General features: G+C 42.0%; 21 protein-coding genes. 1 reads left to right on the top strand and 20 read right to left on the bottom strand.

The features are described 5' to 3' along the window. Positions 1-5: 5 nt before the first annotated feature. The gene (gene iadA, locus DFR58_RS12725) at positions 6-1,145 is read right to left on the bottom strand and encodes a beta-aspartyl-peptidase (RefSeq protein ID WP_114298236.1); all 1,140 of its coding nucleotides are present in this window, start codon (positions 1,143-1,145) and stop codon (positions 6-8) included. Between the two features lie 346 nt (positions 1,146-1,491). Between iadA and DFR58_RS12720 the strand changes: the two genes are divergently transcribed. Continuing rightward, entirely contained in the window at positions 1,492-2,130 is a 639-nt protein-coding gene (locus DFR58_RS12720) for a LexA family protein (protein ID WP_114298235.1), read from the top strand. A gap of 32 nt (positions 2,131-2,162) precedes the next feature. On the opposite strand, the gene DFR58_RS12715 is transcribed toward DFR58_RS12720, so the two are convergent. The 19 genes from DFR58_RS12715 to DFR58_RS12620 all read right to left on the bottom strand — a co-directional run bounded on the left by DFR58_RS12715 (position 2,163) and on the right by DFR58_RS12620 (position 22,126). After that, positions 2,163-3,005 (bottom strand): response regulator, encoded by an 843-nt coding sequence (locus DFR58_RS12715; RefSeq protein WP_114298234.1) that lies wholly within the window; start codon positions 3,003-3,005, stop codon positions 2,163-2,165. Positions 3,006-3,228: 223 nt separating this feature from the next. After that, positions 3,229-4,305 carry a 3-isopropylmalate dehydrogenase gene (leuB, locus tag DFR58_RS12710; RefSeq protein WP_114298233.1) on the bottom strand — a complete coding sequence of 359 codons (1,077 nt, stop codon included), beginning with the start codon at positions 4,303-4,305 and terminating at the stop codon, positions 3,229-3,231. Between the two features lie 24 nt (positions 4,306-4,329). Then, positions 4,330-4,824 carry a 3-isopropylmalate dehydratase small subunit gene (gene leuD / locus DFR58_RS12705; RefSeq protein ID WP_114298232.1) on the bottom strand — a complete coding sequence of 165 codons (495 nt, stop codon included), beginning with the start codon at positions 4,822-4,824 and terminating at the stop codon, positions 4,330-4,332. A gap of 36 nt (positions 4,825-4,860) precedes the next feature. After that, on the bottom strand, positions 4,861-6,120 hold the full coding sequence (leuC, locus tag DFR58_RS12700; RefSeq protein ID WP_114298231.1) for a 3-isopropylmalate dehydratase large subunit: 1,260 nt from the start codon (positions 6,118-6,120) through the stop codon (positions 4,861-4,863). A gap of 194 nt (positions 6,121-6,314) precedes the next feature. Further along, a complete protein-coding gene (locus DFR58_RS12695; protein WP_114298230.1) occupies positions 6,315-7,211 on the bottom strand; it encodes an AraC family transcriptional regulator in 897 nt (298 codons plus the stop codon). 239 nt (positions 7,212-7,450) lie between these two features. Next, the gene (locus tag DFR58_RS12690; RefSeq protein WP_114298229.1) at positions 7,451-9,817 is read right to left on the bottom strand and encodes a YcdB/YcdC domain-containing protein; all 2,367 of its coding nucleotides are present in this window, start codon (positions 9,815-9,817) and stop codon (positions 7,451-7,453) included. Positions 9,818-10,858: 1,041 nt separating this feature from the next. Continuing rightward, positions 10,859-11,371, bottom strand: coding sequence for a flagellar protein FlgN (locus DFR58_RS12680; RefSeq protein ID WP_114298227.1), 513 nt, complete (start codon positions 11,369-11,371; stop codon positions 10,859-10,861). 8 nt (positions 11,372-11,379) lie between these two features. Beyond that, entirely contained in the window at positions 11,380-11,784 is a 405-nt protein-coding gene (fliS, locus tag DFR58_RS12675; protein ID WP_114298226.1) for a flagellar export chaperone FliS, read from the bottom strand. A gap of 62 nt (positions 11,785-11,846) precedes the next feature. Then, positions 11,847-13,868, bottom strand: a complete 2,022-nt coding sequence (fliD, locus tag DFR58_RS12670) for a flagellar filament capping protein FliD (RefSeq protein ID WP_114298225.1) — start codon at positions 13,866-13,868, stop codon at positions 11,847-11,849. Continuing rightward, entirely contained in the window at positions 13,855-14,244 is a 390-nt protein-coding gene (locus tag DFR58_RS12665; RefSeq protein ID WP_114298224.1) for a flagellar protein FlaG, read from the bottom strand. The genes fliD and DFR58_RS12665 overlap by 14 nt, the downstream gene beginning before the upstream one ends. An 81-nt stretch (positions 14,245-14,325) precedes the next feature. After that, complete coding sequence (gene csrA / locus DFR58_RS12660) at positions 14,326-14,559, bottom strand: carbon storage regulator CsrA (protein WP_114298223.1); 234 nt, start codon at positions 14,557-14,559, stop codon at positions 14,326-14,328. Beyond that, on the bottom strand, positions 14,559-15,002 hold the full coding sequence (gene fliW, locus DFR58_RS12655) for a flagellar assembly protein FliW (RefSeq protein WP_114298222.1): 444 nt from the start codon (positions 15,000-15,002) through the stop codon (positions 14,559-14,561). Before fliW ends, csrA begins: the two co-directional genes overlap by 1 nt. A gap of 76 nt (positions 15,003-15,078) precedes the next feature. Next, positions 15,079-15,654 (bottom strand): DUF6470 family protein, encoded by a 576-nt coding sequence (locus tag DFR58_RS12650; protein ID WP_114298221.1) that lies wholly within the window; start codon positions 15,652-15,654, stop codon positions 15,079-15,081. 118 nt (positions 15,655-15,772) lie between these two features. Then, complete coding sequence (gene flgL / locus DFR58_RS12645; protein WP_114298220.1) at positions 15,773-16,681, bottom strand: flagellar hook-associated protein FlgL; 909 nt, start codon at positions 16,679-16,681, stop codon at positions 15,773-15,775. 33 nt (positions 16,682-16,714) lie between these two features. Continuing rightward, positions 16,715-18,364 carry a flagellar hook-associated protein FlgK gene (gene flgK, locus DFR58_RS12640; protein WP_479722742.1) on the bottom strand — a complete coding sequence of 550 codons (1,650 nt, stop codon included), beginning with the start codon at positions 18,362-18,364 and terminating at the stop codon, positions 16,715-16,717. 3 nt (positions 18,365-18,367) lie between these two features. After that, the gene (gene flgK, locus DFR58_RS12635) at positions 18,368-20,377 is read right to left on the bottom strand and encodes a flagellar hook-associated protein FlgK (protein ID WP_114298219.1); all 2,010 of its coding nucleotides are present in this window, start codon (positions 20,375-20,377) and stop codon (positions 18,368-18,370) included. Between the two features lie 42 nt (positions 20,378-20,419). Next, the gene (locus DFR58_RS12630; protein WP_114298218.1) at positions 20,420-20,914 is read right to left on the bottom strand and encodes a flagellar protein FlgN; all 495 of its coding nucleotides are present in this window, start codon (positions 20,912-20,914) and stop codon (positions 20,420-20,422) included. A gap of 144 nt (positions 20,915-21,058) precedes the next feature. Then, complete coding sequence (gene flgM, locus DFR58_RS12625) at positions 21,059-21,346, bottom strand: flagellar biosynthesis anti-sigma factor FlgM (protein WP_114298217.1); 288 nt, start codon at positions 21,344-21,346, stop codon at positions 21,059-21,061. 345 nt (positions 21,347-21,691) lie between these two features. Then, positions 21,692-22,126 carry a MerR family transcriptional regulator gene (locus DFR58_RS12620; RefSeq protein WP_114298216.1) on the bottom strand — a complete coding sequence of 145 codons (435 nt, stop codon included), beginning with the start codon at positions 22,124-22,126 and terminating at the stop codon, positions 21,692-21,694. Positions 22,127-22,194 lie beyond the last annotated feature (68 nt).

Below are 22,194 nucleotides of genomic sequence, written 5' to 3'. Positions count from 1 at the left end.
CCTTTTTATTGAGGTTCATACTTCCCTCTCTTAATTATTTTACCGTCCAGTATGCATATATCCCCTTTTACCAGCATATGGCGTATCGTCAGGTCATGCTTATCCAGAACCAATATGTCTGCGTCGCTCCCTGCACTTAACGCTCCTTTTTGCGGATACAGCTTCAAAATTCTTGCTACATTTGAGGTTACGGTTTTAAGCACCGTTTCAAAATTTATTTTTTTATCCAGCACACAGCTTGTTATGTCCTGCAGCAATTGTCCAACCTTCCCTATACCTCCTCCCGGAATGCTGCCGTTGCCGTCGGACGATACTGTAATTCTGTCTGCGTTGATACCGCATTCCAGAAGAATCTCCAATGCATCCGGCACGCTATATCCCGTTTGGGAGGACTCTCCTGCCGTCAGATCCAAATTCCCTCCCAGACTTCCATATCCCTTTGCCTGCTCAAGCAGTCCCTTATTTCTGTTTAAATGAGTGGGAACAAACATTTCTATAGGGAAATCGGATTTGTCAACCAGTTCAAATAAAGGCTTTAGGCCCTCTCTTCCATCACCCACATGTATATGCATAACTCCTGCTTTCCCTCCCAGCATCCCCCCCGTATTTGCCTCATATGCAAGCTCCTTGAGGGAGCTTATGGGGCAGTGGGAAGCTCTGCTGTCGGAAATAGCGATCTCTCCCACCCCTATAATTTTATCTATAAACGCTATATCTGATATTACCCTGCCTGTAAGAGTTGCGGGAGGAACACCATAGCTCCCCGTATATATATACGCCGTTATCCCCTCAGCCTCCAGAGCACGTGCCTTATAGAGCAAATCCGCAATCCCTCTTGTAAGTCCGTCAGCTCCCAGAATGCCCACCACCGTTGAAACACCTGCGCTCAATATATCCCCAAGCATCAAGGGAGGTATTCTGCTCTCAGGCCCCTGCTCCCCCCCTCCCCCCGTTATATGGACATGCTGGTCAATAAAGCCGGGGCATAAAAGCCTGCCCTCACAGTCTATTATTTCTACATCCCATAAACCGTTATATGATATCGTGTCATCTATCCTGCAAATCTTCCCATTACAAACCAATAAATCCTTTTTTCCTATATATTCAGGAGTGAAGCATTCTCCCGACTTTAAAAGTTTAAACATAATTCCTCCTTCAGGGAATAAACTTATATTATCCAAATGTAATAAAATAATTCTTCGCTTTTAGATTTATATATAATATAGTTTACAATATAATATTTAATATATGTACATGTGTTCACTTTATTTTAATGTCTATTTACATAATTGTAATTATATAATTTGAAAAAATATTTTAACTTTGATAAACTATAATGCATGATTATGTAAAGTGATCTTTATAAATGATTATAATGACAAAAATTGGGGTATACTAAGTTTTAAACATATGCGAGCTTTGACGTTAATTTTATTCTTGGCTTCTATCGTAACTATGTTTGTAATTAATATAATATAAAGGGTGATATAAGTGTTATTAGATTTCAATACTCTTACCTCGAAACAAAAAAAAGTTTATTCGGCCATTGAATCTTTTGTGAAGCAAAGGGGTATTCCCCCCACAGTAAGAGAAATTGGCGAGCTTGTAGGTGAAAAGACTCCTGGGGCTGTACATGGCATACTAAACAGATTGGAGCAAAAGGGTGTTATAAAAAGAGAGGTGGGCATGGCACGATCTATTCAACTGGTGTCCAGCGAATCTCAGTATGTAAAGCCTGCATATGTGCCTGAGCTGAAAAAGATAACCCCACGCACGGCGGCAGATCTTGTCAACATGTATAATATTTCCAAGTATCATCCTATATCTCCCGATGTGTCTGAAGCAGAGCTGAATGATTGCTTTATTGTGAAATGGCATGACGACAGTCTTTCAGAGAGCGGAATTAAGCCGGGGGATATGCTTATATTCAGCAGAAATCTGGAATTAGCTGACGGAGATATCGTTTTGGCTTTATTCCAGAACCGTTCACTCCTTAGATATTATTACAAGAGCGACAACGCCGGTTCAATACTCTTAAAGGCTGAAAACGATATACTGGAAAAGGAGCTCTTTGATAAAAATGAGATTATACTTCTAGGTAAGCTTGCAGGCCGGTATACAAGGTATTAACGGCGATGCTTCAAGGACTGTGATATTAATTTTTAATTGTTGAGCGGGCATTTAGAGAAGCTATCCTCCAGCTTTTCTAAAAGCTTGCTTTTTGTTTTTCCGTCCTCGGGAAAGCTGACACCGGCTAAATTGAGCTTATATCCCGTATTTTTTTGCTGTATTACTGAATTTGTATCAAATAATTTATTTATTTTTGCTTTTACAGCTTCTGCGCCTTGTTTATTTGCGAAGGGCAGCAAAATTATAAGCTTGCTTGTGTCATAATAAAAGCATGTATCAGTCCCCCTCAAATTGCATTTTAGAGCGGTCCTGAGAGCTTTAAGAAGATCCTCGGAATCATTCGGCTCCACGGGAGTATTCCCGGCGGACTGTATGCCTCCCATCATTATGGTAAGAGGGTATGCGCCTCTGCTCGCTCCCTTTATTTCCTTGTCCAGCATCTCAAAAAAGCTGAAGCTCATTATGTCATCGCTTAATTTCAAAGCCTCAGTCCTTTCGAGGGTTATCCCCATAATCTTATACAGCTTCTTTACAACTGTTTCCTGATCATAAGGCTTGGCTATGTACTCATTTACTCCCGCTTCAATAGCCTTTATAATGTGCTTCTTGTCAGTAAATCCCGATATAACAATTACAGGAAGACTTTTATGCTGCCCTCCTGACTTTATCTTTTTTATAAACTCCAGATCCTTGCTTTCAGGATTATTAACAGCCCATACAACAACATTTATTTTATGCCTTTTGCCCAATAACAAGCTTTCTGCTTCCTCTTCATCCTCAGCGTGTATAACATTGGCGTGCATGTTCTTAAGCATGGTCGAAAGCTCCGCTCCTGTGGTACCGGACTTGTCAACCGAAAGAATAGTAAATGGCATCCTTACAGCACCCTTTCGTCATAAGTATTCACATCAGCACAAATTATTGGCTCCTTCTATATTTGTAAGTCTTTATATTTATTCTATATATTTCAATTATATAATAGATATCTTTTTTATCAACAAATTTTTTTAAACCTCTTATAAAAAAAGACACCCCCCTCGCGCAAGATACGGACTGTCCCTAAAAGCCCGCGCAAAGAAGTGCCTTTTTATTAAAGCTTTATATGATTTCCTTTTTTATAAGCTCTCCCATAGCTCTTGTACCTATAACCTCAGTACCCTTCGATGCTATGTCCCCCGTTCTGTAGCCCTTATCCAAAACATTTTTTACCGCTGTCTCAACATCCTGTGAGGCAGACTCAAGCCCCAAGGAGTATTTCATCATCATTCCAACCGACAATATAGCGGCAATGGGATTTGCTTTGTCCTGTCCCGCTATGTCGGGTGCCGAGCCGTGAATAGGCTCATAAAGCCCAAGCGTTCCGTTCCCTAAGCTGGCCGACGGGAGCATACCTATGGAGCCTGTAATCATTGACGCCTCGTCTGAAAGTATGTCTCCAAACATATTGCCGGTGACAATAACATCAAACTGCATGGGGTTTCTCACAAGCTGCATTGCGGCATTGTCAACATACATGTGGCTGAGCGAAACCTCCGGAAATTCGGACGAAAGCTTTATAACTACCTCTCTCCACAGTCTTGAGCTCTCCAGTACATTTGCTTTGTCAACGGAGGTAAGCCTCTTATTTCTCTTCATTGCAGACTCAAACCCCACCCTTGCAATTCTTTCTATTTCTTCCGTGCTGTACATTTCAGTATCAAACGCAGCCTCTGACCCGGAGGGCGTTTTCTCCCTGCCGCGCTTTCCAAAATATATTCCCCCCGTCAGCTCACGAACCACCATTATATCTATTCCGTCTCTTACAATATCCGCTCTTAACGGAGAAGCCTCCTTTAAGGAGCTGTAAATAACGGCCGGCCTTAAATTTGCAAAAAGGCCAAGCCCACCGCGTATGCCTAAAAGTCCCGCTTCAGGCCGTATATTCCCCGGAAGGCCGTCCCACTTAGGGCCTCCTACTGCGCCTAAAAGCACTGCATGGCTGCTTTTGCAGGTTTCCAGAGTTTTGTCGGGCAGAGGCACTCCACATGCGTCTATTGCACATCCCCCAAGCTTTTCCTCCGTCAGCTCAAAGGAATGCCCGTATTTCTCTCCAAGAACATTTATTATTTCAACCGCCTCACGGGTGACCTCGGGCCCTATTCCGTCACCGGGCAGCACCGTAATATTAAATTTCATAAAATAAATCCCCCATATCTTCCTCTATTTTTCAAGCTGCTTTTTTATTTGCCCTATAAGCCCGTCGGCATCCATTATCTGCTGCATGAACTCAGGGAATGGAGCAGCGGTGTACTGCTTGCCGGTGGTGACATTTACTATGGTGCCCTGCAAAAAGTCAATCTTTACGCTGTCGCCGTCGGATATGTCCTTCGCCGCCTCAGGGCACTCTAAAATCGGCAGTCCTATATTTATTGCGTTTCTGTAAAATATCCTTGCAAATGTTTCGGCAATAATGCAGGATATGCCCGAAGCCTTTATGGCTATGGGAGCATGCTCTCTTGAGGAGCCGCAGCCGAAATTTTTGCCTGCAACCATTATATCTCCCTTATTTACCTTGCTTACAAACTGTGCGTCCAGATCCTCCATGCAGTGGCTTGCAAGCTCTGCCGGATCCGAAGTGTTCAAATATCTGGCCGGTATAATTACATCGGTGTCAACATTATTCCCATATTTAATAGCCTTTCCCTGTGCCTCCATCTATGCTTACCTCCTAAATTTTATTCGTTATCAGCCTCACAGCTCCTCAGGCCCCGCAATCCTGCCCATTACCGCCGAAGCGGCGGCTACCGCCGGGCTGGCCAGATAGACCTCGCTTTCGGGATGTCCCATTCTGCCTACGAAATTTCTGTTTGTAGTGGCTACCGCTCTTTCTCCCTTTGCAAGTATTCCCATATGCCCTCCAAGACATGGCCCGCAGGTGGGAGTACTCACCGCCGCACCCGAGTCTATAAATATGTCAAACAGCCCCTCGTTCATAGCCTGCTTCCATATTTTCTGAGTTGCCGGAATTATTATGCACCTCACATCCTTATGAACCTTTCTGCCCTTCAGTATCTCTGCGCTAACCCTTAAGTCCTCAATCCTTCCGTTTGTACACGAGCCTATTATGGCCTGATCTATTTTAACAGAGCCCACATTATCAATCGTCCTCGCATTTTCAGGCAAATGCGGAAATGCAACGGTAAGCTTTACCGAGCTTAAGTCTATCTCATAAACCTCGCAATACTCCGCGTCGGGGTCGGCCTTATAAACCTTGTAAGGCTTTGTTGAATGCTCATTTATATATTCCAGCGTTTTATCGTCAACCTCAAATATGCCGTTCTTGCCTCCCGCCTCAATAGCCATATTAGCCATGGCAAGCCTGTCATCCATAGACAGATGCCCCAGTCCTTCTCCCGTAAACTCCATTGATTTGTACAATGCACCGTCTACACCTATCATTCCTATAATATGAAGGATTATATCCTTGCCGCTCACCCATTTTGCAGGCTTGCCCTTTAAAACAAACTTTATTGCCTCCGGCACCTTAAACCATGCCTCTCCTGTAGCCATTCCCGCCGCCATATCAGTGCTGCCTATGCCTGTGGAAAAGGCTCCTAAAGCGCCATAGGTGCATGTATGAGAATCCGCCCCTATAACCACATCTCCCGCCGTTACAAGCCCCTTCTCAGGAAGAAGCGCATGCTCCACTCCCATCTGGCCTATCTCAAAATAATTTACAATACCCATTTCTCTTGCGAACTCTTTTATGAATTTTACCTGTTCCGCGGACTTTATATCCTTGTTGGGTGTAAAATGGTCAGGCACTATAGAAATTTTATTTACATCAAAAACCTTGTTCAGGCCGATTTTTCTGAACTCCTTTACAGCCACAGGAGTTGTAATATCATTTCCCAAAACCATATCAAGCTTTGCCTTAATAAGCTGTCCCGCCTTTACCTCCGCAAGTCCTGCGTGCTCAGCCAATATTTTTTGCGTCATGGTCATTGCCATAATTGTAACCTCCTTTTGTTACCGCTAACCGGGCATTTCCTAAAAGCTTTAAAAAAGCTCCTCTGTGCAAATACATTTTAATTAAATACCCTGCTGCCTTTATATTATAAAATTATAATGCTTATATTCCTTTTATTCTTCCTGTTATTTACCCTCGTGGTTTCAAAAATATAATGTTTTTTGACTTATACCGGCTAATGCTTTTCATTCATTTTCTTTCTATAGTGGAGGGGGGTAACGCCGGCATATTTTTTAAATATCTCATTAAATCTCTGCTGGTTTGAAAATCCTATGCTTAAGGCAATATCACTTATTTTAAGATCAGTTTCGCCAAGAAGCTCCTTGGCTCTGTCTACCCTTATCTTTAACAAATAGCTTATGGGGCTTATTCCTACTTCCTCCTTAAATGCTCTTGTAAAGTAGCTGGGGCTTAAAAAAATAAACCTTGCGATGTCGCCAAGCGATATATCCCTTTCAAAATTATTATTTATAAATTTGACAGATACCTCTATAAGCTCTTTGAGCTTAGGGCTTTTATTCTTAATACTGCTTTCCCATTCCATTTTAAGAGCCCTTGATATAAAAACAAAAAGCTCCATTATGAGGAGATAATTTAGAAGCTCGCTTCCTATTTCCGCACTTTCCCTCTCCCTTAGGATTTTATTGAGAAGCGTTATAATTTCATTTTTCTGACTTACCTTGAGATATATAAACGGGCCCCATTCCTTGTTGTTGACAAAATTCAAAAAATCCTCCAGGGATATTTCCGAAACCTCATTATTAACCTGATTTGTGAATTTAAAATTTAAAACTATAAACTCACAGCCCGCTTCCGACTTTACAATAAATTTATGAGGCTGTCTGGGCTTAATGATTATTATATCATTGGGGCCTATTGCTACCGGCTGTCCGGCTATTTCAAATACTGCGGAGCCCTTTTTTATATAAACCATTTCAAAATATTCATGGGTATTCGGCTCCATAGACCAGCTCATGTCATGGATTCTTTCTATCGTTTTCACTATTACCGGCATAAAGCTGGCCGAATTCAAAAGGCTTTCCCACGCCTTTGGCAGGACAGAATCATGCATAAGCGACACTACCTCCAATGTAAGTCCTTTTATTGCGCGTCCTATATAGATTAAATTATATATTTTTAGAGTAGTTTATGCAACCTGCCCAAAAATAACAGGGTATGCTCTTGAGGTAAAAGTCTCCCCAAAAAGCATACCCTGCCTTGATGGTTTTTATATATTCAGCCTTATCAGTTATGCACGCATAGAATAAAAGTGAATAAAATTTTTCCGGCAAGTGAGTTACTCAAGTTACCTTACCTTATATATTTCAGGGCATTGTATACCGCAACAGCAAATTGGGCATAGGTGGCATTGTCATCCGGCCTGAATTGATTGGGGGGAATTTTACCGCTTTCGTCGGCAGCTATCCCTAATGCTTTGGCAATGCTTATATACCCTATTTTATCGCCTGCGACATTTTTGCAGTCCTGATAGGGAAGAGCGAACAAGCCCTCCGCCTTTGCCAGCTCGTCATACTTTGAAAGCCTTACAAGCATCTGCGCCATATCCTTCCTGCTGACCGCTTCATCGCCTTTAAATTCAGTTTGCTTGTTTTCAATAATGCCAAGCTTTACGGCGGCCTGCAGATACCTGTAATTCATGTCTTCCTTACCTATGTTATTGAAATTTAAGTCCTCCATTTCCCGCTGTCTGTCATATGGGTCATACCCCTTCGCCATCACCAGCATTTTTACCGCATCCAGCCTTGTAACGCTCTCATCTGGCTTGAAGCTGTCTATGTCGATTATGCCGCAGAATGCAAGTATGCTTAATTTATCCTCTCCCCAATACCCTCTTATTTTATCATCAAAGACTTTGTCTTCCTTTTGGTCAAAATTCAAAAGCTCTTGTGTGATAGCGTCTATGCTGGAGCCTCCGGAATAACCGGAAGAGCTGTCATTCACCGCTTTAATTCTATATATAACCCGTATTTCGCTTTTCTGCCCTTTGTCATGCGTATCTCTGGTATAAATGGCGTATGCCGGCTCCATGTGGTGATTTTGGAAGAATATCTCCTTTGCCTTCTCCGCGCTGATGGCCTTCTTAGAATCAGGGAAGGCTGCATCCCTCCATGTGCTCCTTATCTGCGTTAACTCTCCCGTTGCGGCATCAAGACTTACCGATATGCCGTCACCAGTGCATCTTATACCGTTAACAAGCCTTTCAAAATTAAAATCATATATTCTGTCGGCAACCATAACGTCGTTATAATATGCAACGTTTTTAGAATATTTGTGTTCAGTCTGTATATGCTTTAATTTATCGGGATAGCATTTCGCTACCATATCAAGCGCTTTATAATATGCCTGCTCCCACGTAACAGCAGGAACAAATTCTTTATCCTCGTTCGTCATATGCCTGTTATATTTATACAAGCTTACCACTTGCCCGCTCAAAGCATCTATGCCTATATTTCCCTCAATGCCGGAGCCTATTTCATTCACGCTTTTTTCCTGAAAAATCCCTGTCCATACCGCAATTCCCCCCAACCCCAAATAATCCTCACCATTCTGGTAGCTTAAGGCCTGCAGCTCAAGCTCTTTACCATACATATCTGCCAGAGCTGTTTTCATTATTTGGGCAGCCTTATCCTTATCCATTTCCTTATCCGGTCTTTTTATTTCTCTTGCCCTGCTTAAAAAATCCGTTTTTCCCTGTTCAGAAAGCTCTATCACCTTGGCCTCGCTAATGGGATTGCCTTGCCAATCCACAAATTTTCCCGTTTCAGCATCTAAAATAATCTGCCTGTCAGGAGTGTAAGCAAGCTTTACCTGTTCTGCCCCCAAGCCGTAAATATTACGGGAATACGGCATATATACAAGCTCAAAGCCCACCTTTTGTTTTACAATATCAAATGCCTCCTGCTGCTTTATTATATTTGAAATACCTGGGAAGCCGGCGTCATCATTCCATCTGAAGCCGTATTGCGATACCTTTCCTGTCTCGGCATTAACCCCTATTGATATGTAATTGCTGTCAACATAAATGCCGTCCTTGACTCTCGAATATGTAAAAGCATAGTTTTCGGGAAAATGCCCTCCATAATATCCTCGATATAAGTAGTCTACATACCTCGACTGACTAAACTCCCCCGCGTTTATTTTTTTGGCGAACTCATCCGCAATCTTTTTTGCCTGATTTTTTGTAATCTTAGGGATTGCCGCATTATCCCCGCCATAAACATACTTGTAACTGCTAAAGCCTAAGAGCCTTCCTGTATCGGAACCAATCTCAACATTAATACTATGCATTATCTGATCGTCATTCTTGTTAAAACGTATGCTCCAAACATAATTATCCTTGCCTGTGTAATCCGCTACAAAATTTATATCTGTCTGAAACCTGCTTTCATCCACCGATGTGTCAAAGTACTCTTTTGCAGCTTTAACGGCTATTTCTTTAGCCTTATCCCTTGATATTTTTGCTTTGCTCTCATCCGCTCCTTCGCCCGAGACCGCTGCACGTGTCTGACTTACCGTTACCGACGCAGCCCTCGTTGTATCATGTACAGCCGCTGTATCTGCAAAAGCTGCGGACATAGAAGTCGTTATTACAAAAGTTAAAGTTACAGCGCAAGCTATTTTTTTCATAAGCATGGGCAAATCCTCCAAATATATCATAATCTTTTACCATTATTTTATTCCTTTCCCGCTCCATACACAAGCTATGCTAGAGATTGTAACTGTTTTTTAATATCCATTCTGTATCTCCCCTTAGGACATGCCTTGCTATATATGTAGCGATAAAGATTTTACATGGAGGATATAACTTGATGGAAGAAATTTTTTTGGCCCGTAAGGAATACATCTAAGAAAAGGGAATTTATGCTCGGGCCCTAGAGACATTTCCCCCAAATTCATCTTTTCGCTGCTATTAAAAATTTCTGTAAGCAATTATATCCTCTATGTTTGTAAAATCTTTATCGCGTCCTATATATATAATATTTGTCCTTTACTTTATCCCCGAATGCAAATATAATAAAAATATACTATAAAACAAACGCTGGAGGATAGCTTATGAGAATCAGCGGCATAACTTACGTACCCCGTAAATCCCGGAAACTTAAAAAGGTATTGATATCAATAATAATTATTTTAATCGCCGCAATTCCGGTAATTTTCTTTTTCTTTCCTAACGTAATAACTTTGGTTGGTGAATTCTTTAGCGGAATATTAAAAACATTCCCTTTTTGGAAAGAATAAATATTGCTTCCGTCATATTACCCAATATTGTGCCGCATATATTGGCCATTTCTATGGCCTGCTTATTTTCTCATCGGTTTTTAATATTTCTATCACCCTCTCAAACCCTTTACTTAAAAATTTTAATGTCAAGAAATAAAGGATGAGGGTATACGTAAAGTATTCACAGCCTGTACATAAAAGAAAAAAATTACCCACACTTCAAACTCACTAATATACTTTATTCACAGACTTATTCACATTATCCACAGATTTATATCCACAAAGCCCGTCCCTCCTGTAAAACCACCCACTCTCTGGAATATGACAGGACATAGGTTATTGGCTGATTTCAGGCTTTTACAGCAGGTTTTTCATCTCTTTTTGTCAACTCTATACTTATAATCCCCAAGACTGTGGATAACCCCTGACAGCAGTGGATATTTTAAAAAAGCACAGAACCCGCATAGGGTCTGTGCTTCATTTCTTTTTATCTATAAAATACGAAGGAGGTTGAAAAACAGGGTTAGGGTTATAAGCTGAATTCATTTTTTTACCCTGATTTATCTTTTTTATTTCATCTCCAAGGCTGCTGAGCAACTTTTGCGCTTGAGCGCCATTAGCCTTTTCCAGCTTTGAAATTTCAGCTATAATGCTCATAACCTTACCGACTATAGCCTGAAGATCTCTTATGCCTCCTATTTCATGATCCTTCAGCTGGTCAAGGCTCTTAATTTTAAGCTGGTGCTTCAGCCTTTGAAAATATACATTAAACTCCTCATCTATTTTATCAATAGAGTCTATTTTCTCCTGCTTGGAGGCTATAAAGTCTTCAAGCCTTTTCAGTTCATCCTCTCTGATTGTAGCTGCCTGTTGGCGCGTAAGCAGCAGTATCTCTTCAAGAAGCTTATATTTTTGGGATGACAGCTCCAAAAGCCTGTCTACATATTTCTCGGGAGTCATTTTCTCCTCCTGTCCGGTTTTCCAAAACATTAACGGTTCTACTTTGCAGTGTGCTGAGTGTTTGACTGAGGATGCTTTGCATTTTTCACAGCCTGAATCCACGTGTCTCTCAGCTCCTTCGCCAGCCCCAAAACCTCTTCAAGAATATCTGCCCTCTTTCTTAAGTTTGCTTCCAAAAGCCTTCTCTCCATATATTCATACAGGCTCATAAGATTTTGAGATATATCATATTTCATATCAAGAGTCGCCTGAAATTCCTTGACAATCTCCTGTGCCCTTATTATGCAATTATTGGCCTTTTCAATATTTTTCTCCCCAATAGCATGTTGAGCCTGCATTATAAATTTCACAAGTCCATTATACAACATTAGCGTTAATTCCTCGGGACTCGACGTAAATATGGAATTCTCCTTGTACTGCGAATATGCCTTGTTCAAAGCCATCAGTATCCCTCCATAAGGAAATAAAAATCAAGTAACCTTACTTTTTTTAAAAAGCTTGTAAATCACATTTTTCCAAACTGCTGAGAAAACCAATTGCTCTGTGAATTCATCTTCGCAAGCAGCTTCTCCAGATTTGCAAACTTCAAATAATATTTCTCTTCCTTAACCCCAAGCTTATTTGCAAGATCCTTCAGCTTATCATTATAGTCTTCTATCTGATCATACAGCATGTTGCTGTATTCAGAAGCATCGCCCACTAAGCCCGCCTTCTCAAGCAAAAAACCCTTCTCATTATTTGAATTTCTGGATGTTCTTATATTGTCGTTAATTATATCAGAAAGCTTCCACATCAGGCCCTGCTGGGAATTCCTCTCTGCCTTTTGCTCTTTTGTCATATTGGGATCATATGACGTGTCGGACTTCTTGCTGAAAAGGTTCATAACGGCATCAGGATTGTTCTGCAGAGCTTCCCTAAGCTTCTTCTCATCAATTGTAAGCTTTCCCTTTTGAGAATAGTCTCCTGTTGTTATTCCAACATTGGACAGGCTTGCGGAAACACCCTCCACACTGCTGTAAAGCGCGGCTCTCATCTGATACACCATACTCTGAAGTATGGAATCATTTTTTAAAAGCCCGGTTTTAGCTTTCTCCTCCCATTTTTTAATCTGCTCCTCGGTCATAGCCTCCTTTTCTTCACTTGTAAGAGGCTGATAATTTCTGTCGTATTTTTCGGAAAGCTTGGAGTTTATTGTATCTATAATACTGTTGTATTCTTCTACAAAGCCTTTTATAGAATTAAAGACCGATTCAGTGTCCGGCACAAGGGACACATTCTGTACATTTCCGCCCTCGCCTGTAAGCGTGTAGGTTACTCCGTTTACAGTAATAACGTTTGAGCTTCTTTTCAAGGTCTGCCCATCAATTACTACATTTGCGTCTGTCCCTTGCTGAACCTCCTTTTTGTTGGTTGAATTGCCCTCTGCATCGGTTATATCTATCATAGCCGCGGTACCCGAAAAGAAGTTGCCCTTAGTCTCTTTTATTACTATGTTCTTACCATCTCCAAGCTGCTTTGCCGTCATGATAAACTTATCCGCCGTGCTGTCGTACTGTATGTTCACTCTGGCAGTAGAATCCCCGTTAATTGTACTCAGCATACTAGACAGAGTAACGGACTTGTTGAATGAAAACTTCTTTCCGTTAATCTCAAATTCCAATGTATCGCTGTCGTCACCTCCGAAGGTAATACTGTTTTTAAACGCTCCCTTCTCAGCCAGTTGTTCCAGACTGGTACCCAAGCTCAACCTGTTTGAATCCCCCGCGGAGAACTTTAAGGCTGAAAGAGCTTCGGATTCAGCCGCTCCCATGTAAAGAGAAAGCCTGCTCACTCCTGCGCCTGTGCCGAAGGTAATTTTGCCCCCATCCTCCGATGCCAGCACCTTACCTGCGCCGAAGGCGTCTTCCAACAGCTTGTTTAAGCCGTATTGCGCATTGTTTACCAAATCATCCGCACTTGTAAAGGTGTGGGATGAATTAAAGGTAATAAGCTTGTTTACTCCATCTACTGAAATCCTGAAGCTTTTCCCGGCCAGCTCGGAAAAATCCGCCGCGTCGGACCCTGCTAAAGCCGAAGAAGCCCCTCCTCCTGCGAAGTCGCTTTCAATTATCTGTGCCTTTGCCATATTGATTACCTGTATTGTATGAGTTCCTTCGATAGAAGTCGAGTCGCCTGAAACGGATACTATACTGCTGGCAGCCTTTGTAACAGAATCAATTGCCGTTGTTGTAAATTTCTTATACTGCAATTGCGACAGCATACTGGTAGATTTAAAGCTTCCGTAGGAATCGGCGAGGTATTTGCTCTGGAAGTTCTTCAAGACGTTGGTAACGCTTCTGTATGCCTCCGTTTTCCATTCAATAAGCTCCTTCTTCCTGTAGATGCTGTTATAGGGCATTCTCTCGGCCTGCATCAACTGAGTCACTATGGACTGAGTATCAAGACCGCTTCCACTAAGCCCCATTACCCTCATAGTGGTATTGTAAGGGTTTATTCCATTTATGGCCATATCTTCACCTTCTTTCATCTACTATGATCCCTGCAAGCTCCCACATCTTGGCAACCATATCAAGGATCTTTTCAGGAGGAATCTCCCTTATAACTTCATTACTCTCGGAATTTAACACTTTAACCATAATGGCCTTTGTCTTTTCATGTATGGAAAACTCAAATTTCATATTCGGGCCGGTGATGGCCCTATTGGCCTTTTCAATCGCTTCTATAACCACCCTTTCGGACAAGGTCAGCTCGGATTTATCGTAATCTGTCATTTGTGAAATTGATTTGCCCTCCAATGCCGTGTCAATCACCGGCACCTGTGTATTCACTTTTGCGTCTGCTTTAGGCTCGGGGGCTCTTTTTACAACCACTGCCGGCGGTGCCTCAATGCCATCAATTTTCATATTAACCCCTCCGTATATATGCTTCATTTATTATATCGGATAGTTACTAAAAAAGTTTAGAAAATTTTCCCCTCTGCTCTGTTAATTTTTGCCTTCATCCTTTTTAATAAGATTCTTTAAGGATAGAGGGCCAACCTCTGCTGCCTTTTTATTTTCCTCCTGTATCTCGAGATATATCTCCTTCCTGTGTATAGAAACGCTTTTGGGAGCGTTAATTCCTATCCTGACCTGATCGCCCTGTATATCCACTACTACAATTTCCATATCATCTCCAAGAACTATTGACTGTCCTTTTTTCCTTGTAAGCACCAGCATTATTTACCCCCTCCCGTCTCTTCGGCTATAAAATGCCTTATGCTGTACCGTGAGTTTTGCAAAACCACCTGCTTTGCTTTATTGTTGCGCGTATTTATAAGTATTGGGGCCTGAAGGTTTGCCGTCATCTTGGATATATCCTCGGGTATAACTACTATGGAATAAATGAGAACCCTGCTGTCCCCCTCAATCTCCAAAAGCTTTATGTCGTCATCGCTCACATCAGCCTCATAGTCGGGCTTAACTGCTCTCGGATCCACCACTACAAAAGCAAGCTCTCCCCGCTCAACACTCTGAAGCCAGCAAAAAGGCGTATCTTCTTCCATATTTCCCAGCAGCACAAATTTGTTTATAGCTTCAAAGGCAGGGAGCCCTTCTGGAAAGTATATAATGTCCCCCTCATTTATTTCTATTTCTCCAAAATTTTTTGTATTTAATTTCATATATTTTCCTCCCAAATTTCAATTTTTCAGCTATATGATAAAATATTAAAAAAAATAAGCAAACCTTAAGTTATGCTTACAATCTAACGTCAATCTTATTATCAGGCTGATAGCTTATTTTCAGTGACTGGTATTGCTTCATATATATGCTTAAACTGGATGGGGTATAATTTATATCCACATCTCCTTCTATATTCGTGACCTCAACTCCATTATTAGGGCCATTGTCTGCAAGCCATACCTCCAACATTCCTCCTGCTACCGTTATCTCAGGGCCAACCTTAGGAAGATAATCACAGCCATATTCATGCATGGGATATGCCCGCCTTACCGCGATGGATACAATAGGGTTCCCTCCGCTTGCTATGTCGGCAAGCTGATCCCCGTCCTCGGCAGTCTGCGCTATATAATTCAGGGACTGCTGGTGCGCTCTGGCAGCAATTTCCCTTGTCAGATCGAGAGTTCCTTTCAGCCCTGCACTTGCAAATGCCTCATATTGATCAATCATAACCCTCGGCAGCTCGGATTTCATCTGAATCTGAGCCTGCTGCTGATTGATCTCTACCTTAGGATGCCGTGTCTGCATTTGCAGCTCCCCAGGTGTATTCTCAATCCCTATTTTTGCATAAGTCTGGTTTAGAATTATTCCCATAAAGTCACCATCTATATATTTAGCAATAAAGATTTTACATCATGTTTATAAAATCCTTATTGCATCCTATATATTTCAAAAATATATCTGTTACACATCATTTTTATACAACCCTTGCCTATCTTAAAAAATCCACCAAGGAAGGCTGTATTATTCTGGCTCCTCCCGCAAGAGATGCACTGTAAACATTTTCCTCATTTTTAAGATTCATTATTGTCTCTGCTATATCAGCATTTTCATTATCACTCATTCTTTCCGAAAAATTCAGTTCGTCGTCTCCAAGCCTGTTTTCAGTGAGCTCAAGCCTGTTCTGTCTGGCTCCCACATCCGCCCTTATTCTAAGAACATCGGCCATATCGGAATTTGCATCCTCTATCATCTGGGATATTCCGGTTTTGTCCCCTGTTTCCAATGCCGTAATAAAGCTGTCCACATGCTGCATCATGGCTCCTGTGGCACCTGCCGCAGCATTCGTGCCGCTGTTGAATAAATCTCCCCCCGCTACATTTATGTTAATGTCATCGCCTATTCCTATTTCATATTTTACTGCTTCTGCATTATCCACATCAATATTAAATGTTCCATCAGCGTTCATAAACGCCTGATTTGTCTTATATCCCGAAAAAATGTACCTTCCCGCATAGGTGGTATTTGCTATGTGAACCAATTGAGTTTTCAACTGCTTAGCTTCCTCACAAATTTTTTGAGAGTCCTCGGTGGTAACGGTGCCGGTACTTGCCTGCACGGCAAGCTCATTAAGGCGGTGCAGCACATCCCCTACATTTGTAAGAGCAGACTCTGTAGTGTCCAGCCATGATCCGGCATCCTTTACGTTTTTCTTATACTGCTGCAGCTCCGAAACATCGGTCCTGAGCTTTAATGCTCTGGCCGCAACAACAGGGTCATCGGATGGAATTCTTATCTTTTTGCCTGTAGCCATCTGCATTTGATATTTATCCAGCCTGGAAAGGTTATTTTTCATAGCATTCATCATGTTATTGATGAGCATTGTGTTTGTAATACGCATAAAGCTTTTCACTCCTTATACTTTTTATTCAAGCTATACTCCCATTTTATTTATAAGTGTGTCATACACCTGAGACATTGTGGTAATCATCATGGCAGAGGCATTATATGCGTGCTGAAACCTTATCATGTCCGTCAATTCTTCGTTTGTGGATACCCCGGAAGTAGAAAGCCTCCTGTTCACCACCTGCCCCACCACATTCTCCTGATTTTCGGCAAACATAAGAGCCATCTGCGAGTCTATTCCCAGCGTAGCCACCAGAGACTTCATAAAGTCCTCGGGAGCACCCTCGGAAAACATATGAGTATCATGCCTCATATCCAGAAGGGCCTGCAGGTTATCTATATTTCCCACCTGAGAAGGGTTTCCCGATGCCGCAATTGCGCTTCTGCAATTCTCTATAACATCCGAGCTTACCGAAAAATTCTTTGCCGTAATATTTTTATACCTGTCGGCTATGCCGGCAGTGGTGGTCTCTCCGTCTATAAAGTCTGTACTGTCCAGCGGCTTTCCGTCGGCTCCCAGCATGGTGAAAAATCTTATGCCCGTAGGCGCAGTCAAAGGCCCTGATCCGTCTGGGTCTATACCGAAGCCGTCAGCGTGTCCCAGCCCATCCTGAATGGTTCCGCTGGAGTCTTTGATATATCCTTCATTAAAGCACATCGCCCACGTTCTTACAAACTCGTTCATCTTTTTTATGTAATAGGGAATCCCTTTAAAAGCGGGGCTTTCCTTCAAGTTGCCCTGATAACCGGTGCTTGCCGGGGCACTGTCGTTTCCATCCCTCATGTCAAGATAGCCCTTAAGCTCTCCGCCCTTTACCTCAAGAGAATTTCCATCCGCCCATACCACCTCATAAAGATTCCCTATGTCCTCCTCTTCATTCAGCTTTTCGGGCCTCTGCTTAACAGCCAGCTTGCTTACATCATAATGGTCAACCAAAGCCTTTCCGCTTATACTGACTGAAAAATGCTTATCTTCAGCCCCGCTGGGAAGCCTTCCTACCACCACCTCATTAACGCTGATATTTACTATTCCCGACAATGTATCGACAAGCACTGTTCTCTGATCCCTTAAGTCATTGGCAGTGCTTCCGTCCAGCTCTGCTCTGTAAATCTGCCTGTTCAGCTCTTGAATCTGAGTGGCAATAGAGTTTATCTCCTCAACCTTCGATTTTACCATGTCATTTACGTCGGACTGAAGCTTTTCAAAATGCCGCGCCATATTGTTAAAATATTTTGCTATGGTTACTCCCCGTTCCTTTACTATAGCTCTTACAGCAGGGCTGTCAGGGTCCTTAGAAAGCTCCTGCATAGAAGCAAAAAAGCTGTCAAGCACAGTGCTGAAGCCACTGTCGGAGGGTTCATTAAATGCAGCCTCAAGTTCATTTAGAAGGGTGCTTTTTGTAGTCCATTCCTTGTAGGATACATTTTCGCTCCAGTATTTATAGTCCAGATACTCATCTCTTATACGCTGTATGGAAATAACGTTTGAACCGGTTCCAATCATTCCCGTTCCGTCCCTCATCGCAATAGGCTTTGACGCAACCTGAACAGCCTGCTGCCGAGAATAGCCCGGAGTGCTTGCATTGCTCAAATTATGGCTTACAACGTTCAGGCTTCTCTGTGCCGAATAAAGCCCTTTTATCGATACATTAAGTCCAAAAAAAGATTCTCTCATCATTTATCACCGTCCTGACAATCCCATTCTCATAATTATTGTTTCCATCATTTCATCTATTACATTTAAGGCACGTGATGACGCATCATATGCAAACTTGAATTTCATCATGTTGGACATTTCCTCATCCATTGAAACTCCCGATATAGACTGCCTGTTTTCATCCGCCGCCTGAACCATTTTAAGCTGGTTTTCCGAAATGGTAGCCGCTTCGCGCCCTATATTTCCTATCCCCAATATAATCCAATTGTAAAAATCATCAATGCTGGTTTCCTCTCCGCTTTTGCCTATAAGGGCATTGTTCCTCAAATTGGCTATTTTAAGAGCAATTGTATTATCTCCTGTGCTTCCGCTTTCAGAAGCCACTATGTTATTCAAATTCAGCAGGCCGTCATCTATCTTCAAATTCCCCATTTCCATAGGAAAGCTCCCGTCAATTGCCGCAAAGAAATTCCCTCCATTACTCCCGTCCAAGGTTTTACCCGAGCTGTGAAGACTGTTTACCTCCCTTGCAAAAATGTTTATGAGCAAATTGAGCTTGTTTTTCAAATCAGAAATAATATTATTTGTTTCATGCACATTATTATATATACCATTTTTCACATCCTTGTACATGTCTTCCGATAAAGCCGCCATCGTTGCTATATCAAATACTCCGCTGCCCGTCGTCTGCGCTATATGCTCCAGCTGAGCCTGTGCAGCCCCTGCCGCACTTATAATTGACGTATGTATGCCAAGCCCCGAAAGCTCCTTTGACATATTGTACACGCTAAAGGACGCGGTACTCAGCTCTGAATTTGTAACAACCATGAATTTCTTTAAAGCATTATCCCTGAAATGGAGCCCTTCCGCCGCCTTTACAGCCTCAAGCCCTTGAGCTCCGGCGGTTGGATTATAGGGTATGGCGTTAACCTGGGCCGTAAAGCCGGCAAGGTCTGATGCAAACACAGGAGTGCCGTAGCCCGCCGAATCATAATCCACATATCCAAGCCTTACGTCAATTCCCTTTGCTTTAAAGCTGTCAACCATGGCTGTAACATTGGAGATAAGATCCGCCTTTTGAGCTGCCGTAACATCCCTGTTGATGGCAAACACAAGGTCTATTTTGTCGTATGCGCTTCCGTTTTCAACACTTCCCTTAGCACCGAAAACCTCTCCTCTTGATTCAAGAAGCCCTTTTAGCTCTCCGCTTTTTATGGTTACATGAGTGCCGGTGCCTTCAAGCATAGGCACGCAAAATACCCCTGTGGTTTCATCCATTCCCGCATATAGCTTTGTCTGAACAGTTTTATCAAGAAGCGAATGACCTCCAAGGCTTATTGCAATCTGCCCGTCCTGCATTTCTCTGACATTAGCGTCTATAATCCTCGACAGTCCGTCTATCAGGAAATTCCTCCTGTCGCGATAATCGTTGGCCAGATCTCCCGACGTCTCACTTTTCATTATTTCAGTATTTAGCAGCCCTATTTCAGCAATAATGTCATTTACCTTCTGAATATTGGTCTTAACCTCATTATTTATTGAGCTCTGAAGGCTGTCAAGCTGCTTTCCCATTTGATTTACATGCTGAATAAGCATTTCGCCTCTTTGACGGACAAGCGCCCTCAAGGTAAGGCTTTCAGGCTCTTTAGACAGCTCCTGCCATGAGTTCCAGAATTCATTCATAGAGCTCTGAAGGCCCTTTCCCAAAGGCTCCCCTAAAATATCCTGCACATCCTGAAGCGTTCTGTCTCTGGCACTCCAATAGCCGAGCCCGGTGTTTTCCTGCCTGTATATATTATCCAAAAATATATTCCTTATCTGTCTTACCTGCTGTACGCCTGCACCTGCTCCAAGCTCGTAAATTCCATACTTTGAGAACTCATGCCTGTACGGAAGGGCAGAAATCATAGTTTGCTGCCTCACATAGCCCTTACTGTTTACATTTGCAATATTATGCCCTGTGGTATAAAGACTGCGTTCACTGACATGCAGTCCCGATCTGGCTATTTCATAGCTTGAAAATCCAATTGCCATATTCCGCTCACTCCGTTCCCGTTAAAAACTCTTTTACAAGCCTTACAGCTTCATATCAAAAAAATTACGTTTCTTAGCGTCGCTAACCTGTCCCGATCCACTGTAATTGTTACTCCCCGAATCCACCGACGCAATAAGATTTATAGAAAAATTTATATACTCAAGAGAATTCTTTATAAGCTTTGAATTAAGGTCATTTTTTACCTTCAGGCGACCTATTGTGTCCAGCAGCAAGCTCTGACACTCTTTAAGCCCGCTTGAGTAAGGGCTTTTCATGGCTTCGACCAGAGTACTTATGGTCATGTCCTTATCGGTTATGCCAAGCTCTGAAAATATTTTGGCAACCAACCGTTCCCTTGCATCCTCAAGCTTTGCCATCTGAAGGACAAGCTCCTGCTCCTGCTTGAGCATTTTATCGAGCTCATCTACCTTACCCTTTATTATTATGTCCGTTTTATCCTCAGCTATCTTCAAAACACTGTCATAGACTCCTTTTTCCTGTTTAAGCGTATTTATCAGTTCATTTGCCGATTGCATTTTGCTAAAAAACACCACCCTTAGAATAATTTAGAGCCGACAGCTTAATATAATGGTAAGCTGTATAAATAAGTTTGATCCTTCGCATACCGCCGTCTTATAGATTTATTGCGGGAGCACTGTCCCGCAATAAATCTATACCCGCTATACTTTTTTGTCCAGCACCGACTTCAGTATTTTATCTGCGGTTTCCTTCCCGTCCACATTGTAAACCCCTGTTTTAAACCTTAAGCTGATTTCCGATACCTTATCCTGCCTTATATCGGGCATATCCTTTATGGCCTTTATAACCGTCTGAAGATCCTTGGCATGACTGGATATTGAAACCACGTCTTTTTTCGATTTTATTTCAGAGGCTGCCTCAATTTTCTTGACACTTTTCTGATTCTCATAGATACCCAATATCTTGGGAATCTCTCCCCATACCTTCATAGTTACCACTTCACTTTCTTAAATACTAAAACCAAACCGACTACATTGTCCCCCTGCAAGCAGGATTTTCATTCTCTGCAGTATAATATATATCCAAACGATTGCCCGTGCCCGCTCCAATAGCTTTAAAAAGTTATTATACGGACAGGTTCCGCTTCTTATTTATCCTTTGTATCTTATATTCATTATGTGCTAATGAAATTTTACTGTTCACTATCTATAATAAATATCGGTTGAAGCTGAATTTTTATTAATATTATTATTAAAGTTTATTCTGGTATTTTCTTTCATAAAATAAAAGCTGCCTCCATAAAAAACGGAGAGCAGCTTTTATTTTAAAAAGCACTATGTTTTCTTTTTTATATCCTTATTCAAATATCTCATTTCAACCGCAGATTTTTTTCTGGTATCATTCTTTTCCACATCCGTACGCATCTGAGTGGCAGTAAATTGCAAATCCTTGGCAAGCCCTTTTGCGCATTCGTCGCAAAATCTTCCTGTCCTTATAGCCTTTCCGCAGGTTTCGCATTCAAGCACCATATTTCCTTCGTCATTTATTATTTCCAGACGACCCTCCTTAAGATAGCCCTTAATTCTTTCAATACTTATTTCCAGCATAGTTGATACTTCCGACATGCTCGCGCCGGGGTTTTTATACAGATACTCCTTAACTCTTTTGAAATCAGCCTCATCCTGTTCCCTGCATACAGGGCAAATAGGCGCTCCTCCCAAATAGTTATAAATTCTTCCGCATCTTCTGCAATTCCTTACATCAGGCATATTAATCCCTCCAAATATTAATTACTGACTCATAGCTCAATTCTTACGCCGCTCAGGAAACCCTGTTG

It is taken from the genome of Anaerobacterium chartisolvens, assembly GCF_003337415.1.
Taxonomy (GTDB): Bacteria; Bacillota; Clostridia; order Acetivibrionales; family DSM-27016; genus Anaerobacterium; species Anaerobacterium chartisolvens.
The sequence above is the reverse complement of the archived record's forward strand: the minus strand, read 5'-3'. Positions and strand labels throughout refer to the sequence as shown.